This window comes from Brevibacillus sp. FW301-21C12A, assembly GCF_058788915.1.
Window position 1 is genome coordinate 1 of record NZ_JBYTBG010000063.1, and the last position, 16,350, is coordinate 16,350.

At 55.7% G+C, this 16,350-nt stretch carries 15 protein-coding genes; 9 read left to right on the forward strand and 6 right to left on the reverse strand.

Going from position 1 to position 16,350, the window contains the following annotated elements; all coding sequences use genetic code 11:
- Nucleotides 1-235 precede the first annotated feature (235 nt).
- Nucleotides 236-1,015, forward strand: a complete 780-nt coding sequence (locus AC3WQH_RS23685; RefSeq protein WP_007787529.1) for a DUF2161 domain-containing phosphodiesterase — start codon at nt 236-238, stop codon at nt 1,013-1,015.
- Nucleotides 1,016-1,101: 86 nt separating this feature from the next.
- Here the strand turns inward: AC3WQH_RS23685 and AC3WQH_RS23690 are convergent, their stop codons facing one another.
- Genes AC3WQH_RS23690 through AC3WQH_RS23700 form a run of 3 tightly spaced genes read right to left on the reverse strand, consistent with a single transcriptional unit; the run spans nt 1,102 to nt 2,908 of the window.
- Nucleotides 1,102-2,307, reverse strand: a complete 1,206-nt coding sequence (locus AC3WQH_RS23690) for an NAD(P)/FAD-dependent oxidoreductase (protein ID WP_007787527.1) — start codon at nt 2,305-2,307, stop codon at nt 1,102-1,104.
- The gene (locus AC3WQH_RS23695; protein ID WP_005834664.1) at nt 2,304-2,639 is read right to left on the reverse strand and encodes a (2Fe-2S)-binding protein; all 336 of its coding nucleotides are present in this window, start codon (nt 2,637-2,639) and stop codon (nt 2,304-2,306) included. Before AC3WQH_RS23695 ends, AC3WQH_RS23690 begins: the two co-directional genes overlap by 4 nt.
- On the reverse strand, nt 2,636-2,908 hold the full coding sequence (locus tag AC3WQH_RS23700; RefSeq protein WP_005834662.1) for a (2Fe-2S)-binding protein: 273 nt from the start codon (nt 2,906-2,908) through the stop codon (nt 2,636-2,638). The genes AC3WQH_RS23695 and AC3WQH_RS23700 overlap by 4 nt, the downstream gene beginning before the upstream one ends.
- A gap of 182 nt (nt 2,909-3,090) precedes the next feature.
- On the opposite strand from AC3WQH_RS23700, the gene AC3WQH_RS23705 reads away from it, so the two are divergent.
- A complete protein-coding gene (locus AC3WQH_RS23705; RefSeq protein WP_005834660.1) occupies nt 3,091-4,158 on the forward strand; it encodes a M24 family metallopeptidase in 1,068 nt (355 codons plus the stop codon).
- Between the two features lie 236 nt (nt 4,159-4,394).
- Entirely contained in the window at nt 4,395-6,059 is a 1,665-nt protein-coding gene (locus AC3WQH_RS23710) for a peptide ABC transporter substrate-binding protein (protein ID WP_035317655.1), read from the forward strand.
- On the opposite strand, the gene AC3WQH_RS23715 is transcribed toward AC3WQH_RS23710, so the two are convergent.
- Both AC3WQH_RS23715 and AC3WQH_RS23720 read right to left on the reverse strand, forming a co-directional pair.
- Nucleotides 5,966-6,412, reverse strand: a complete 447-nt coding sequence (locus AC3WQH_RS23715) for a hypothetical protein (protein WP_129552182.1) — start codon at nt 6,410-6,412, stop codon at nt 5,966-5,968. The two genes, AC3WQH_RS23710 and AC3WQH_RS23715, sit on opposite strands and share 94 nt — an antisense overlap.
- A 312-nt stretch (nt 6,413-6,724) precedes the next feature.
- Nucleotides 6,725-8,449 (reverse strand): sigma-54 interaction domain-containing protein, encoded by a 1,725-nt coding sequence (locus AC3WQH_RS23720; protein ID WP_310670645.1) that lies wholly within the window; start codon nt 8,447-8,449, stop codon nt 6,725-6,727.
- 204 nt (nt 8,450-8,653) lie between these two features.
- On the opposite strand from AC3WQH_RS23720, the gene AC3WQH_RS23725 reads away from it, so the two are divergent.
- From AC3WQH_RS23725 to AC3WQH_RS23750, 6 genes are all read left to right on the forward strand, one after another.
- Entirely contained in the window at nt 8,654-9,847 is a 1,194-nt protein-coding gene (locus AC3WQH_RS23725; protein ID WP_005834652.1) for an NAD(P)/FAD-dependent oxidoreductase, read from the forward strand.
- Entirely contained in the window at nt 9,844-10,869 is a 1,026-nt protein-coding gene (locus AC3WQH_RS23730) for a proline racemase family protein (protein WP_005834650.1), read from the forward strand. Before AC3WQH_RS23725 ends, AC3WQH_RS23730 begins: the two co-directional genes overlap by 4 nt.
- A gap of 27 nt (nt 10,870-10,896) precedes the next feature.
- Nucleotides 10,897-11,781, forward strand: a complete 885-nt coding sequence (locus AC3WQH_RS23735) for a dihydrodipicolinate synthase family protein (protein ID WP_005834648.1) — start codon at nt 10,897-10,899, stop codon at nt 11,779-11,781.
- A 15-nt stretch (nt 11,782-11,796) separates the two neighbouring features.
- The gene (locus AC3WQH_RS23740; RefSeq protein ID WP_005834646.1) at nt 11,797-13,236 is read left to right on the forward strand and encodes an aldehyde dehydrogenase family protein; all 1,440 of its coding nucleotides are present in this window, start codon (nt 11,797-11,799) and stop codon (nt 13,234-13,236) included.
- Nucleotides 13,237-13,270: 34 nt separating this feature from the next.
- Complete coding sequence (locus tag AC3WQH_RS23745; protein WP_025844065.1) at nt 13,271-14,275, forward strand: proline racemase family protein; 1,005 nt, start codon at nt 13,271-13,273, stop codon at nt 14,273-14,275.
- A 237-nt stretch (nt 14,276-14,512) separates the two neighbouring features.
- The gene (locus AC3WQH_RS23750) at nt 14,513-14,878 is read left to right on the forward strand and encodes a YisL family protein (protein ID WP_005834642.1); all 366 of its coding nucleotides are present in this window, start codon (nt 14,513-14,515) and stop codon (nt 14,876-14,878) included.
- Nucleotides 14,879-15,449: 571 nt separating this feature from the next.
- Here AC3WQH_RS23750 and AC3WQH_RS23755 read toward each other — a convergent pair.
- A complete protein-coding gene (locus tag AC3WQH_RS23755; protein ID WP_492332282.1) occupies nt 15,450-16,178 on the reverse strand; it encodes a hypothetical protein in 729 nt (242 codons plus the stop codon).
- Nucleotides 16,179-16,350 lie beyond the last annotated feature (172 nt).

Here is a 16,350-nt window from a genome sequence, read left to right on the forward strand (position 1 = left end):
TCGGTGTGGAAGCGCGGCAACGCGTGGAGCTGACGAATACTAATCGGTCGAGGACTTATCCACACATCTCTTAGCAAGCATGCAGATCCAGTTTTCAGGGAATGAACGAAATAATTGCGTAAAAAGCCGTGCAGATACTATTGCGTGGCTTTTTTTGCATATAGCCGCCCAAACTCGTCTGGATTTATAGCTATGCTAGATGAAGAACAAAACAGTCGCGAAAAAGGAGAAGCCCATGAAGCAAAAGCCGGTCAAACGATATGAAGCAGACATGTACGCGCCCATTCGCGACTATTTTGTCGGGCAGGGTTATGAGGTCTTTGGAGAGGTCAATCATTGCGATTTGACAGCGATCAAGGAAGACGAGCTGATTATCGTCGAGTTCAAGCGCAACTTGAGTGTAGAGCTGCTCATCCAGGCCGCCAAGCGGCAGCGCTTTACCGACCATGTGTACGTCGCCATTCCGAAGCCCAAATACAAATTGTTTTCGAAAAAGTGGCAAGACGTCGTTTATCTCATCAGAAGACTGGAGCTTGGCTTGATCCTCGTCTCTTTTCCCAAAAAAGGCGCTGTCATGGAGCTGAGCATTGCTCCTGCGCCGTTTGATCGGGAAAGAAGCAAGCAGTTCAACAAAAGAAAACGGGCACGCATTATTCAGGAGATGCGGGGGAGATACGGCGATTACAATGTGGGGGGCAGCAACCAGACAAAGATCATGACGGCGTACAAACAAGGCTGCATTCAGATCGCCGCGCTGCTTCAGCACTATGGCCCACTTGCGCCCAAGGCGTTGAAAGAAAAAGGAGCGACAGACAAAGCGTCATCCATCCTCAGCAAAAATTATTACGGCTGGTTCACGCGGATCAAGCGAGGCGTGTACGCTCTCACCCCTACAGGAGAGAAGGAGCTGGCAGCTTATCCAGAGCTTGTCGACCATTACATAAGCATGGCAGAAGACACCATTTCCCCTTCCGATGGGGAAATGGGCCAGTCCAACCCTGCTGCAGCACAATGAGCAGCAAAAAAGAGCAGACCCATCCGCAACGGTAAGCGAATGGGCTGCTCTTTTCGTTTCGGCACCGAGGCATGATGCCAAAACCCTTACCGCCCAGCCCACGCAGCGGCCATTTTCCCGACCTGCGCGCGTCCAGCCGCAATATCCGGGTGGAACTGGATCGTGGCGTTTTTGCGCACATGGTTGACATGGTGGAGCGCCTGGGTGAGCAAAGAATCGTCGGCGAGCAGCCCGGCCGCTTTCGCCATCGCCAGGCCTGCGACGGTTCCCTGGCTCATGGCGACTTTGGCGCTCTCGATTCCGGTAATATTGCCTGCGACGTACAGTCCGGGCAAAGGCGATTGCATGCATTCGTTGTGCAACGGAACGTGCCCGCCCAATGCCGGGATGTAAGCGAACGGGCACCCGGCAATCGCGGCCAGCTCCGCCAGCGGGCTTAACCCGCCTGCGATGCAGACGAAATCGGCAGAAAGGAATCGCTCGCTGCCAGGAACGGGCGTGCCGTCTGGCGAGATGCGCGCAGCCCGGACCCCTTCGACCTGTGAGGTGCCCACGATCTCCAAGGCAGCCGTCCGCAGATGAATCGGTATATCCCACATGGGCACGCCCTGTGCAGGATAGAGCGAAACGGCCAGCCGCTGCATCCACGCGCTGCCCATCAGCTTGCTGCCCCAGCGAATCAACGGCGAGGGGGCGAGATGGGCAACGCGCAGCAAAGACCGCATGATTTCGTGCGGGTGACCGGCATTGCCGCTTACAGCAGACTGGGGAGGCAGAATCATTTGCTCGACGTGTACGCCAGCGAGCTGCAGCTCTCGCGCGATGGCGACGGACAAAATGTTGACGCCGATCACGACGCCTTTTTTGCCTACGCGAACGCGCTGCACGTTCGTCATCACCTGGGCCGCTCCGATCGACATCACGCCGGGCAGCGTCCAGCCGGGGACGGGAACGGCAGTCTCTGACGCCCCGGTAGCGATCAGAAGCAGGGGAGCTTCCCATTCGCCTTCTGTCGTAGAAATACGCCAGCGATCTTCACAGCGGGCAATGTCGTAGACGGAGACCCCACAGCACATTTGGACGCCAAGCTCTTTTGCCTCCTGATCGAGACGTGCGGCTTCGGCCAGCCCGTTCCACCACACTCCGTCCGGTTCCTCGTGCAACTGTCCCAGCAGCCTGCCGCCAGGCCGATAAAATTCGTCTACGACTCGAACAGAAAGTCCTTGCCGGGCGCTGGCGATTGCAGCGGCCAAGCCAGCGGGACCTGCGCCGATGATGAGAGCGTCGATCAATTCGCATGCCCTCCTTTTTTCAACGGGGTCGGCAAAACGGAACCTGCTGTCACCCGCATGCCTTCCTGCACGAGCGTCATGCACGCCCGCACCGTGGGAACTCCGTCCACGTGCACGCGACATTCGTAGCAGTGGCCGATGTTGCAGTAAATTCCGCGCGGGCTGCCCGTTTCTTCATGCACTCGAAGCGTGCGCACGCCAGCGGCCAAAAGCGCTCCGGCAATCGTTTCCCCTTCGTAAGCCGTGTAGACAGAACCGTTAAATTCAAACTGGACGGAATGCCTCTCTTCCAAGGAACCAAGCACAGGGTGATGGAGGATGCGCTGGCTCATGAGCTTCTCCCTCCAAGCGCTTGAAACGAGATCGGCCGCACAGGCGGCTGGTAGCCAAGCGGGATTGTATGAGTAGGCACTTGGCCTGTGGCTTGCGCGACAATTTGGTCGACGAGAATCCGGCACGTTCTCCCGCCGCAGCAGCCCATGCCGGCTCTGGTCCGCAATTTCAACTCGCGCGCCGTGCATTGGTACTCACGGGCAGTCGTGAGCAGTTCTTCCAGAGATACTTCCTCGCAGCGGCAAACGATCAACTGCTGTGTGTCCATGCTGAAAGCCTCCTTTTCGTTGGTACGGTTAGCAAAATGCAAGTGTCGTGCCATATTTGCCCGCAGAATGCTAAAATAAAGACGAGGCACAGAAGCAAACAGAGGGTGGCCTGCGCGCTTGGCACGAGGATTGCTTGCATAAAAGAACGAAAATGACACAGAGGCTGAAAGGGATGACCAGAATGGACAAATTGACGCGACTGCGCGCACAATTCGATGCATGGGGAATAGACGGAATACTCATAACAAACGGGCAAAATCGCCGCTATTTGACCAACTTTACCGGAACGTACGGCGTCGTACTCATTTCCCGGGATGAGGCCAAGCTGTTTACGGATTTTCGCTATACCGAGCAGGCAAAAGCCCAGGCAACGGACTTCGAGATCGTGTTTTTGCCGACGAAAGACGCTGTTTACGGAGAAATCGCCCGCCAGGCCCAGGAGCTGGGCATCCACACATTGGGCTTTGAAGAGGAGAACATGACGTTTGCCCTGCACCGCAAATACGCCGACGTCGTCAAGGCACGCCTGCTGCCTACCGCGGGGGTGATCGAGGGCATTCGCATGAGAAAGACCCCGGACGAGCTGGGAAAAATCAAGACGGCGGCGCAGATTGCGGACGCCGCTTTCGCACATATTTTAACTGTTTTGCGTCCAGGCATCACCGAGCTCGATGTGTCTAATGAGCTGGAAATGTTCATGCGCAAGGAAGGAGCGACAGGCTCTGCTTTTGACATCATTATCGCCTCCGGTCATCGTTCCGCTCTGCCTCACGGGGTAGCAAGCGACAAAAAGATCGAAGCTGGCGACATGGTAACGATGGATTTCGGCGCGCTGTATCAAGGGTATCGTTCGGACATTACCCGTACAGTGGCGGTCGGAGAGCCGAATGAACAGCTCAAAGAAATTTACGCCATCGTCCTGGAGGCGCGCAACCGCGCAGTGGCGGGCATTCGCCCCGGAATCTCGGGAAAAGCAGCAGACGCCCTCGCCCGGGACTATATTGCGCAGCACGGATATGGCGAGCGTTTCGGCCACGGGATGGGGCATGGCGTCGGACTGGACATTCATGAGGAGCCATTCATGTCTGTACGCTGCGAGGCAATTCTCGCACCAGGCATGGTCCTGACCGTCGAGCCGGGCATTTACATCCCGGGGCTGGGCGGCGTCCGCATCGAGGACGATCTCGTTGTGACCGAAACAGGCAACGATGTGCTGACCCATTCGCCGCGCGAACTCATCATTTTGTAGAAAAGAACCAAGACCCTTGACTGCGGCAAAAAGTCGAGGGTTTTTTTGTATGCGCCAATACTGTCAATTCCAGCGTGTGTGTCTAATAGCTGAAACAGTCTTTTTATCAGGTGTATAAAAATATGTACAGTCAGTTGGCGCGTGTCGAAGTTTTCCGCTTTTTCCTGTTGGCACACATTTTGCAAATTCAGTATTTTGTGAAATGTTAATCATTTTCGAGACAAGGGGTTGATCGCGTGAAAAAAAGTATGTTCGCATTAATCAGCAGTATCGCGGTACTAGGGACGGCGCTGGCAGGATGTGGAGGGGGACAGCAGGCAGCACAGACAACGAGCGAGCCAGCGGCTTCTGGACAAGCACAAGGAAACGCTCAGCCAGCCCCAGCGGAAAAATCTTCAGGGTCACAAGTGTTGCGCTGGAACCTGCACTCTGAGCCGCCGACAGGCGATCCGGGACTGGCGGAGGACACGACTTCTGCGGCAATCGTGAAGGCTCTTTTTGACGGGCTGACACGGATTGGGCCTTCCGGGAAGCCGGAGGAGGCAGTTGCGGAAAAAATCGAGGTGTCTCCCGATCTGAAAACGTACACCTTCAAGCTGCGCGACTCGCACTGGAGCAACGGCGATCCGGTCACCGCCCACGATTTTGAATACGCCTGGAAGCGTGCCCTGGACCCTAAGACCGCTTCCAACTACGCCTACCAGCTCTACTACATCAAAAACGCCGAGAAAGCGAACAAAGGAAACGGCAGCCTGGACGAAGTCGGAGTCAAAGCGCTTGACGACAAAACTTTGCAAGTAGAGCTGGCCAATCCGACTCCGTTCTTTTTGGAGCTGACAGCTTTCCAGACTTATTTCCCGGTAAATAAAAAAGTGGTCGAGTCAGCGGACAACTGGGCTGGCGACGCCAAGACGCATATCGGAAACGGTCCGTTCAAAATGGAGAGCTGGGAGCACAAGAACAAGATGGTATTGGTCAAAAACGACCACTACTGGGACAAAGACAGCGTCAAGCTGGACAAAATCGAATTTTCCATGGTAGAGGACGAAAATACAGAGCTGTCGATGTTTGAAAATGGCGAGATCGACTGGGCTGGTGCGCCGCTCAGTTCGCTGCCGATTGATGCCATGCCTGTTTTGAAAGACAGCGGGAAACTGCAAGTAAAGCCAGTCGGTGCGACCTACTGGTACAAGTTCAACACAGAAAAACCCCCGTTTAACAATGTAAAAATCCGCAAAGCTTTTGCCTACTCGATCAACCGCCAAACGCTGATTGACAACGTTCTCCAAGCCAATCAGCAGCCTGCCATGGGCGCTGTTCCTCCCACGATGGCATTGAACCCGGATGGTTACTTCAAGGACAACGATCAGGAAGCCGCCAAAAAGCTGCTGGAAGAAGGCATGAAAGAGCTCGGCCTCTCCAAGCTGCCGCCGATTACGCTCGTGTACAACACGTCGGAAGGACATAAAAAAATCGCCGAGGCGATTCAGGACCAGTGGCGCAAATATCTCGGCGTCGAAGTGAAGCTGGAAAATCAGGAGTGGAAAGTTTACCTGGAAACGATGCACGAAGGGAATTACCAGGTGGGACGTCTCGGCTGGTCCGGCGACTTCAACGACCCGATCAACTTCCTGGAGCTGTTCAAGGAAAAGGACGGCGGAAACAACGACACGCGCTGGGAAAATCCGAAGTTCAAGGAGCTTTTGAACCAGTCCGCGACAGAGAAAGATCCGGAAAAGCGCAAGGCGATCTTGCGGGAAGCCGAGCAAATCATGATGGATGAAATGCCGATCGTGCCGATTTACTTTTACACGCATACGTGGGTGAAAAACGACAAAGTAAAAGGCGTCTTCCAGGACGGCTTGGGCGCCATCGACTGGAAATGGACGTCTGTCGAGTAACGGGCGAACGGGGCGAGATCGTGCAGATCGGGAAGATTGTCGTAGCCGCACAGGTGTGATGGATGCTTTTTGCGGATAGAGGGAGGCAGCGTGGTCGGGGGGCTTTTTTTGCGAGTAGCGGCAATCGTATGCAGTCGCGGCGACGGGTACGGGTAGCAAGCGCGCGCCTGTGATCTGCCGCACGCAGACGCTGGCGCGTCCCGAAGCTGCGGACAAAGCTGTGCCACAACGACAAAGGAGGAATCAACCGTGGAATTGATTCGCATTTTGTCTGAGGTGTTGCCGCCCAAAAAGGGGCGAAGCTGCCGGGAGCTGCGCCTGCGCTTTTGCAGCTTTTTTCTCCGGAAAAACACGAGCAGGCGCCGCCGTTAGGGGACAGCAGCTTCGAGTGAACAGAGGCGAGGCTGGCATGACGGCGCTGCTGCCGAGCCAAAACGTCCCGTTTCGCGGTCCGAGGGTGAGACGGGATATTTCATGCTTGCACAGCGTTGGTGTATAAGGAGGCTGGAGAGGCCGAGCTGCTTGGCAGTTGATACGTGCTTGTTCCCTGCTTGGTGCCGCTTCAGCAGAGTCAGCATACAGACTGCGTTCAGCTTCGTGAGCGTAATCGAGTGAAAGAGGCCCCCTGGCTCCCTTTGCGCGTTGCTTTTGTATCCAAGCCAGGCTCAAGACTGCTTATTCAACTTGTTATACAAAGTCGCCCTTGAGATCCCGAGCCGTTTGGCTGCCGCCTGCTTGTTGCCGTTTTCCAGCTCGATGGCCCGCTGGATGACGCGGCGTTCGTGGGCTTCCAGCTCCTCCTGCAAAGAGAAGAGATCGTCCGGGAGTTGGACGGGCGACTGTTTGGCCTTCGTTTGCAGCGAGTACGGCAAATCCTCTTCCTTGATGATCCCGTCCGTCGCGAAGACGACCAGCCGTTCGATGGCGTTGCGCAGCTCGCGAATGTTGCCCGGCCAGTCGTATTGCAAAAGGTTTTGCATGACGTTTTGCGAGATCGCGTGGATGGGCCGATTGTAGCGCAAGGAAAACTCGTAGAGGAAAAAATGGGCAAGCTCGACCGTGTCCTCGATCCGGTGGCGGAGAGGCGGGATGGCGAGAGTGACGACGTTGAGCCGATAATACAAGTCCTCGCGAAACTTCCCTTCTCGGATCATTTCTTCCAGGTTTTTGTTCGTGGCCGCGACCACGCGAAAATCGGCTTCGATCTGCTTCGTGCCGCCGACCGGATAATACTTTTTCTCTTGCAGCACGCGCAGCAGCTTCACCTGCATCTCGAGCGGCATTTCGCCTACTTCGTCGAGAAACAGCGTCCCACCCCGGGCCAGCTCGATCATTCCTTTTTTCCCTTTTTGATCGGCGCCGGAAAAGGCTCCTTTTTCGTAGCCGAACAGCTCGCTCTCAAACAGAGTGGGAGAGATCGCGCCGCAGTTGATGGCGATAAACGGGGCGTTTGCGCCTTCCCGCACGTCGTGCACCGCCTTGGCGAACAGCTCCTTGCCGACGCCGCTTTCCCCGATAATCAGGACGGTCGCCTGGGTGGCGCTGAGCTTTTGAATCATCGCTTTGATCTGGCGAATGGCGAGGCTCGTGCCTTTGATTTGCCGGAACGGATCGGGCGCGGAGCTGAGCTTGGCCACTTCCTGCTGCAAATGGTTCACTTTTTTGTTCGCGTTCAACAGCTCCTGGTTCAGCCGAACCTGGCTGGTGATATCGGTTTCGGCTGCGACGGCGCCGATGATTTTCTCATGCAGGTAGATCGGCTTGGTGTTGATGAGCACGACGAGGTCCTCGCGCGGCTGGTGCTGGTGACGGTACAGCGACTGGCCGTTTTGCAGCGACCGGAGCGTCTCCAGCATGTCGCGCGGGAAAAAGTCGGTGATCGGGCGGCCGAGGATGTCTTTTGCCTTCAACGAAAAAATGCGCTCGGCCCCCTCGGTCCAGACCATGACCCGCGCCTGTTCGTCGATGACGGATATCGAGGCGTCCATCGTCTGGATCATCGTATCGAAGTACGCCTCCAGCACTTCGTAAGCGGTGAAAACCGCTTGCAGGACAGAAGCGCGTTCAAGATAGCCGACAGGCTCGCCCGCTGCATCGGCAACGAGAAGGTAGCTGTATGTGTCGAGCAGGCGGATGGCTTGGGGGAGCGTGCTGTCGCAGGCGACCACGACCGTCTTTGCCCAATGGAGCGGCGTGCTGTCGCCGGGTGAGCCGGCAGCATCATCCGCGTTTGCGTGCGCGGGACAGGCGACGTGCCAGCCTGCAGGCAACAGAGCAAACACGGGAATGTCTTTTGCTGCTTGCCGAAAACGAAAGGCTTGGTTGTGCTCGCGGCAAATCTGCATATTCGTCTGCATCAGCTCTGTCAAGGCTGGCAGCTTGTGGTTCATTCCGATCAGTCCTTTGCAGGGAGTGTATAAAAATGTAAACACATTCTCAGTAATTATACAGTTGCTCATCAGGTTGTAAAACAATTTAGACAGAAATTTTGCGAATCTTCGCTATACGGGTTTGGCACGGCATTTGCAAAAAGGAACAGGTGAAACGATTTGATGAGAAGCTGTTGAGCAAAAAGCTGTTGAGGAGAATCAGCCATGACACGACAAACCCATGCGCAGATTGCGGTAATCGGCGGCGGCATCATCGGCGCGGCGATTGCCTACTACACGGCCAAGGCCGGACTGGATGTGGTCGTTCTCGAAAAAGGCGAGCTGGCGTCAGGTACGTCCTCGCGTTGTGACGGGAACATTTTGGCGATTGACAAGGACCCCGGCTTTGACAGCCAGATGTCCCTGCAAAGCCAGATGCTCGTCGCCCAACTGACCCGGGAGCTGGAGCATTCGTTTGAATACCGGGCTTTGGGCAGTATTCTCGTGTGCGAGTCGGAGGCGGAGATGGAGGCGGCGAACGAATGGGTGCGGCGGCAAAAGGAAGCGGGCCTGCCGTTTCGGATGCTCGACCGCGCAGACATCAGGCAGGAGTCGCCCTACTTCGCCGACGATTTGCTCGGCGGATTGGAGTGCGCCACAGACTCTACGGTTAATCCGTACATGCTGACCTTTGCCCTGTTTGATGGGGCGAAAAAGCACGGGGCCAAAATTATGCGGCGCACCGAGGTCAAAGCGCTTCGCCGCGACGAGGCGACGGGAGCGTTTCAGCTTGAACTGAGCACTGGCAGCATGACGGCGCGGCAGGTGGTAAATGCGGCGGGCGTGTGGGCGCCTGTCATCGGGCAGATGGTCGGCGTCGATATTCCGATCGTGCCGCGAAAAGGACATCTGCTCGTCGCCTCCCGCCAGCTTCCGGTCGGGCTTCGCAAGGTGATGGAGTTTGGCTATTTGATTTCCAAGTTCGGCGGGGTGCGGCAGGTCGACGCCGAGACGGAAAAGTACGGGGTGGCGCTGGTGTTTGAACCGACGGAAAGCCAAAACTTTTTGATTGGCTCCAGCCGCCAGTTCGTCGGCTTCGACACGCGCATTGATCTGAATGTCGTGCGGTGCATGGCGAGAAGGGCGCTCCGCTTTTATCCGAAGATCGCCGACTTTGCGCTGATTCGCACCTATTGCGGCTTGCGTCCGTGGACAGAGGACCATTTGCCGATCATCTCCCGCGTCGAGGAAGTTCCCGGCTTTTTCATTGCGGCGGGGCATGAAGGGGACGGCATCAGCCTGGCGGCGGTCACGGGCAAGCTGATGTCCGAGCTGCTTCAGGAGCAGACGGACACGATTATCCCCACCGAGCCGCTGCGCTACGACCGATTCACGAGAAAAGAGGTGCTGCAGCGATGAAAGCAGCGAGAGTGTTTACGACGGTGGACACGCACACCGGGGGCAACCCGACCCGCACCGTCATCAGCGGCCTGCCGAAGCTCCAAGGGGAGACGATGGCAGAGAAGATGCTGCACATGCAAAAGGAATACGACTGGATTCGCACCCTGCTGATGTACGAGCCGCGCGGCCATGACGTCATGTCAGGCGCTCTCGTGGTGGAGCCGTGCCATCCCGAGGCCGACGTAGGCGTGATCTACATCGAAACCGGCGGCTATTTGCCGATGTGCGGCCACGACACGATCGGGCTGTGCACAGCCTTGGTGGAGACCGGGATGATCCCCGTGAGCGAGCCGCTGACGAGGCTCAAGCTCGATACCCCGGCAGGGTTGGTCGAGGTGGATATCGAGGTCGAGCAGGGCAAGGCGAAAGAAGTTTCGTTTACGAACATCCCCGCTTTTCTGTACAAGCAGGACGTGACCGTCACAGTGGAGGGCATCGGTCCGGTTACGTGCGATCTCGCCTACGGTGGAAATTTTTACGCCATCACGGACGCGCGGGCGCTCGGGCTTGAGCTGGTGCCAGCCAATGCCGCTACGATTGTCGACACGGCTGTACGCATCCGCAAAGCGATCAATCAGGCGGTAGAAGTCGTCCATCCGGCGAAGCCGTTTATCCGCGGGCTGACCCATGTGGAGTTTTACACAGACCCGAGCACGCCAGGGGCGGATGTGAAAAATACGGTCGTCGTGCCGCCGGGCGGAATCGACCGTTCGCCGTGCGGCACAGGCACGTCCGCCAAGCTGGCGACGCTGTTTGCCAAGGGGCAGATCGGCATAGGCGAGCCGTTTGTCCACGAGAGCATTGTCGGCTCGCTGTTTATCGGGACTGTACTCGCGACTGCCGAGGAAGGCTGCCTGCAAGCTGTCGTGACGCGGATTGCGGGCAGCGCCTGGCTGACGGGCAAGCACACGATTTTTTACCATCCTGAAGACGAGCTGGCACACGGCTTTTTGCTGATTCCGGCCGCGACGGACCATTGAAACCGAGAGTTGAGAGGAGAATGAACGATGGGCAGATTTGAAGGGGTATATGTAGCGATCGTCACGCCGTTTACGCACGATTACGAGGTAGATTACAAGCGACTGACAGAGCTGTGCGACTGGTTGATCCAGGAAGGCGTAAACGGCCTCGTGCCATCCGGTTCCTTGGGCGAATACGCCACGATGACAGGCGAAGAGCGGGCGAAAGTCATCCATACAGTCATCGCCGCCGCAAAAGGCCGCGTCCCGGTCGTAGTCGGCTCGGCGGCGCCTTCGACCCGCCAGGCGGTGGAGTGGGTGCAATTTTCCAAAGATGCGGGAGCAGAGGGCGTCATGGCGCTGCCGCCGATCAACTACAAGCCGCTGGAAAACGAAGTGTTTGCCCACTACGAGGCGCTGAACACCGTCGGCTTGCCGATCATCGCCTACAACAACCCGCACGACTACAAGATCGACCTGACCCCGGATATATTGGTCCGGCTTGCGAAGCTGGAAAACATCGTGGCCGTCAAAGAGTTTTCCGGGGACGTGCGCCGCATGCAGGACATTCTCGCCCAGACGGACCTGGAAGTGATGGTCGGCGTGGACGATCTGGTCATGGAAGGCGGGCTGATCGGGGCGACAGGCTGGATCGCGGGCGTGCCGAATGCCTTGCCAAAAGAAGGCGTGGAGCTGTTCCGCCTGGCGCGGGCAGGCAAGCTCGCGGAGGCGCAAACGCTGTACCGCAGGCTGCTGCCGCTGTTCCACTACGATGCGAGCCCGCAGCTCGTTCAGTCGATCAAGTACATGATGGAGCTGGCCGGATTCCCTGTCGGACCGACTCGTCCGCCGCGCCTCCCGCTCGCAGACGACTACTATGCGGGCATCAAAAAGGCGTTTGACTACGCAGTCGGCGCAGCCAGCGGACGATAAGGAGGCAGGTCAGGCATGCATAGCAAAAACTGGATCGGCGGCGAATGGATGACGCCGAAAGGAGCAGAGGCGACGGTGAAAAACCCGTCGCGTTTCGCAGAAGAAGTGGGAGTCTTGCACTTGTCCGACCGCTCGCATGCGTTTGCGGCGGCTGACGCAGCCCGCGCGGCGCAAGGCAAGTGGGCACGGCAAACAGGCGCTTTTCGCGGGGAAGTGCTGTATCAGATGGCTAGCGCCCTGGAGGCTCACGCAGACAGCCTGGCGCGACTCGCCAGCCGGGAGATGGGCAAGCAGCTTGGCGAAATGCGCGGAGAGGTGGCGCGCGGCATCAGTCTGCTGCGCTACTACGCCGGGGAAGGCATGCGCGCTCATGGCAGCCTGATTCCGTCTGCGGATACGGATGTTTTGCAGTACAGCCGCCGCGTACCGCTCGGTGTCGTGGCTGTCATTACGCCATGGAATTTTCCCGTCGCGATCCCGCTCTGGAAAATCGCTCCGGCGCTGATCTGCGGCAACGCCGTGATCTGGAAGCCGGCTGAAAACGGCTCTTTGACCGCGACGCGGCTGGCGGAGATTTTTGCCGAGACGAAGCTGCCAGCAGGGGTGCTCAATCTGGTGATCGGCAAAGGCAGGGAAATCGGGGCGGCTCTGACGGAGGAAGCGGCGGTGGACGCTGTCAGCTTCACAGGCTCGTCTGCGACAGGCAGACAGATCGCCATCGCCTGCGCGGGCCGCAACATCAAATACCAGACCGAGATGGGCGGAAAAAATGCGGCGGTCGTGCTGGCCGACGCCGATCTGGACAAAACCGTGCCGATTCTGCTCAGCGGCGCCTTTCGCTCGGCCGGGCAAAAATGCACGGCGACGAGCCGGATCATTGTAGAAAAAGCAATCTACGAGCCGCTGGTCGAGCGCTTGCAGGCTGCGATCTCGCTTTGCAAGGTCGGGGATGCCTCCGATCTGGACGCCTACCTGGGACCTGTATCTTCCGCGGCCCAGTACGAGACAGTCGGGCGGTACGTGTCTCTCGCGGCAGCCGAAGCGAGGCTGGTGGCAGAAAGCCCGGCCTATGCAGAGGCGGAGCGGGGCTACTACATTCGCCCGCAGATCGTCGAGGGAGTGGCCGCCGATCATCCGCTGGTTCAGGAGGAAGTGTTCGGGCCTTTGGCCGTGCTTTTGACCGCAGATGGCTTTGACGAGGCCATCGAGCTGTGCAACCAGTCGGTGTACGGGCTGAGCGCATCGCTGTTCACCCGCGATCTGGCGAGTGCCCACCGCTTTTTGGACGTGGCGCAGGCAGGCATGGTTCGCGTCAATCAGGAGACGGCTGGCGTGGAATACCAGGCCCCGTTTGGCGGGATGAAGCAGTCCAGTTCGCATACGCGCGAGCAGGGGCAGGCGGCGCTCGACTTCTACAGCGCGACGAAAACGTGCGCGATCAAATACGCGTGGTAAACAGCGAAAACGAGCAGACAAAGGGGGGAGGACGATGAACATCCAGCAGTTGTTTACGACCATCGACGCCCACACCGGAGGGGAGCCGCTGCGGATCATCACGGGCGGCATCCCGCCGCTCAAGGGCGAGACGATTTTGGAGCAGCGTCGTTATTTTCGCGAGGAGCTGGATCACATCCGCCGCGTGCTGATGTACGAGCCGCGCGGCCACCACGGCATGTACGGCTGCGTCATGACGGCCCCGGTCAGCCCGGATGCGGCCTTTGGCGTGCTGTTCATGCACAACGAAGGCTACAGCACGATGTGCGGCCACGGAATTATCGCGGTGGTGACGGCGGCGATCGAGACCGGGCTGCTGCGGCTGGCTGACCCGGCGGAGCGCATCGTGATCGACAGCCCCGCAGGCCAGATCGTCGCACGCGCCCAGACAGAAGGGACGCGCGTCAAGTCAGTCGCATTTGAAAACGTCCCGTCCTTCGTCTTCGCAAAGGACGTGTCGATCGAGTGGGAGGGGCGTACGTTCCACGTCGATATCGCCTTTGGCGGCGCTTTTTACGCGGTCGTGCAGGCAAAAGACATCGGCGTCCAGGTCGAAATCGAGCAACTGGCGGCGCTGCAAGAGTGGGGCAGCCGGATCAAGGAGCAGATCGAGGCGCAGCTTGCGGTCGTTCATCCGCTTGAACCTGAGCTGGCGGGCATATACGGGGTAATTATTTCCGACGATCCGCGCGTGGAAGGCTCCGACCTGCGCAACGTGACCGTTTTCGCCGACAAGCAGATCGACCGCTCTCCGTGCGGCACAGGTACGGCGGCGCGGGTAGCGACGCTCTATGCCAGAGGGAAGCTCGTGGTCGGGGAACGGTTTGTGCACGAAGGGATCGTCGGCAGCCAGTTCGTCGGCACTGTGCTGGAAACGACGCAGGTTGGCGACTACCCGGCGGTCATTCCGTCCATCGCAGGCCGGGCTTTCATTACCGGCTTGCACCAGTTTGTCGTGGACCCGAGCGATCCGCTGAAAGACGGCTTCCTGCTGCGGTGACGAGAGGCGAAGATAGATAAAGATAGGCAGAGGCAAAGAGGCTGCACGCTGTGGCGGCCTCTTTTGCACGCGGTTTGTTTATGTGGGGGCTACACTACACGTGTTCCAGCGGCGCGACGGTTTCCAGTCAGCCCGGCATATAACCGTGTCACAATACTGCCACGCATCGGGGCATCTGCTTTTTACCGACACTTCTGTTATAATGGCTGGGACAAGTATAAATGAGGGAAAAAGGGGTTGAATGCTGTGCCGTATAAAGCGTTGCTCGAGTCCCACGTAGGTGGCTGGGAAGTCGCGATTGTGCTGTTGATCGTAGCCTACTTCCTGTACCGCGCGGGCAAGGAAAAGGCCGGAAAAATCGTACATATGCTGCTCAGACTCATGATGGTCATCATTCTCGTATCCGGCGCGTGGATGCTGTTCACCGTCCATGCCAGCGAAGTTTATTTTTACGTGAAAGGCTTGCTCGCGATCATCGCCTTCGGCTTGATCGAAATGTCGCTCGGCCGGGCGAAGAGACAGGAAGGCAGCATTGGCTTTTTCATCGGCTGTTTGGTCGTGCTGGTAGTCGTCATCATGCTTGGCTACCGCGTGTTCTCGTAAAAAACAAAACGGATGTTCGACAAAGCTTTCTCTTGCAGGCGGCGCTTGCGGGGGAAAGCTTTTTTGTTGGCAATGGAAGCTTTAGCAATATCGCAGCTTCAGGAGGCGAACGGCGTTTTTTGTGGAGAACAGTATGTTTTCAGGGGGAGCGAACTGCTGTCTGTTGACAAAAACATTACAACATTATTGCAACTTTACTTTAACGCCCGGTTTATGGCAACAACTTAAGAAAATATACTCTTGTTGTTTAATACTGGATTAGATAAGACCAAGGGTATAGATTTTACCTGTCCTCACAATTATTTGGGATCCCAAAGTCCTATCTGTAAGTGCACAGGTAATTTCATTCAATTCAAATGAACTTCAGCTCATGAAATGTTGTTTTCATGAACTGAAGTTTATAGGATTAATACGAAACCTTCGCGCATATCCGACTAAGGATCTCCTCAGACTTCAATTCTTACAGAAACGATACCTGTCGAAAAGCCAAGATATCTGTTAATTTTGAATCCGATCTCGGAGACATCCCTGTTCTCTTTCTGATCGATTCTCCATTGACGTGCGATTCTATTCAAGGAGTTATTGTAGGATATATTTCTATCACTTGCTGAAAGTTGGTCGATACATTTTTAAATTTACTATTAACGGCTAAATAATCTGATAACATTTCTTCATTTCTATTGTTCAGCACTAAAACGAAATGCCTAGAGTTTTTCTTTAAGAGCTTTTTAATCTTATCATTTTTGAATTCGATAATTTTCTTTGTATTCGGTTGTAAAGTTATGTTTTCAGCTAATAATTCTGTTTCTCCTTGATCATTAATGTACATTAGGTCAATTTTTGTTTCATAAGAAATTGCGCTTATTTCTAACTTTTGATAATCATCGGTAGTATATGCCATTCCATCTTCAGTCATATTGATTTTGATTTTTGAATTATTAGAGTTCAACCATTCTAATACAGGCACATATTTTGTATTTTTGTTTTCAACTATTTTGTGTTTCATTATATCTGCGGTTGTAAAGTTATATTCTTTATCTTGTGCAATAAATAGCCGAACAATTCCGGCACTTACCCCTGAGTAGTAAGTTCCAATTTTATCTATTATAGGGAATAAAATCAGTTCTTCTTCTCCATTTCTATCCCAATTAACATAAAATTCTAATACACCCTTTGATTTGTTTGGTATTGGTAATACTGCTGCTGAATACCAAGTATCTCCATCAACACTTACATTTAATCGTTTATTTCCTTGTAAAGCTATAATGCTTACATTCGTATCAGTAATATCATTTTCCAAAAAAAGTTGTACCTTAATTTTTGTCTTGTTGCCGTTAAGCTTGTAATAAGGATATTTAATCTCGTTCAGTTTAATTACATCGTTATCATCTAATTCAAATCTAGGATGTGTCTGAAAACTCATTATTGAGTTAGTTTAAAGATGGACGCGACATATACAAACGCTAGGAATG

Coding starts and splice junctions, on each gene's coding strand:
- AC3WQH_RS23725 (WP_005834652.1), top strand. CDS start 8,654: ATGACACGACAAACCCATGCGCAGATTGCGGTAATCGGCGGCGGCATC.
- AC3WQH_RS23730 (WP_005834650.1), top strand. CDS start 9,844: ATGAAAGCAGCGAGAGTGTTTACGACGGTGGACACGCACACCGGGGGC.
- AC3WQH_RS23685 (WP_007787529.1), top strand. CDS start 236: ATGAAGCAAAAGCCGGTCAAACGATATGAAGCAGACATGTACGCGCCC.
- AC3WQH_RS23695 (WP_005834664.1), bottom strand. CDS start 2,639: ATGAGCCAGCGCATCCTCCATCACCCTGTGCTTGGTTCCTTGGAAGAG.
- AC3WQH_RS23745 (WP_025844065.1), top strand. CDS start 13,271: ATGAACATCCAGCAGTTGTTTACGACCATCGACGCCCACACCGGAGGG.
- AC3WQH_RS23705 (WP_005834660.1), top strand. CDS start 3,091: ATGGACAAATTGACGCGACTGCGCGCACAATTCGATGCATGGGGAATA.
- AC3WQH_RS23735 (WP_005834648.1), top strand. CDS start 10,897: ATGGGCAGATTTGAAGGGGTATATGTAGCGATCGTCACGCCGTTTACG.
- AC3WQH_RS23720 (WP_310670645.1), bottom strand. CDS start 8,449: ATGAACCACAAGCTGCCAGCCTTGACAGAGCTGATGCAGACGAATATG.
- AC3WQH_RS23700 (WP_005834662.1), bottom strand. CDS start 2,908: ATGGACACACAGCAGTTGATCGTTTGCCGCTGCGAGGAAGTATCTCTG.
- AC3WQH_RS23740 (WP_005834646.1), top strand. CDS start 11,797: ATGCATAGCAAAAACTGGATCGGCGGCGAATGGATGACGCCGAAAGGA.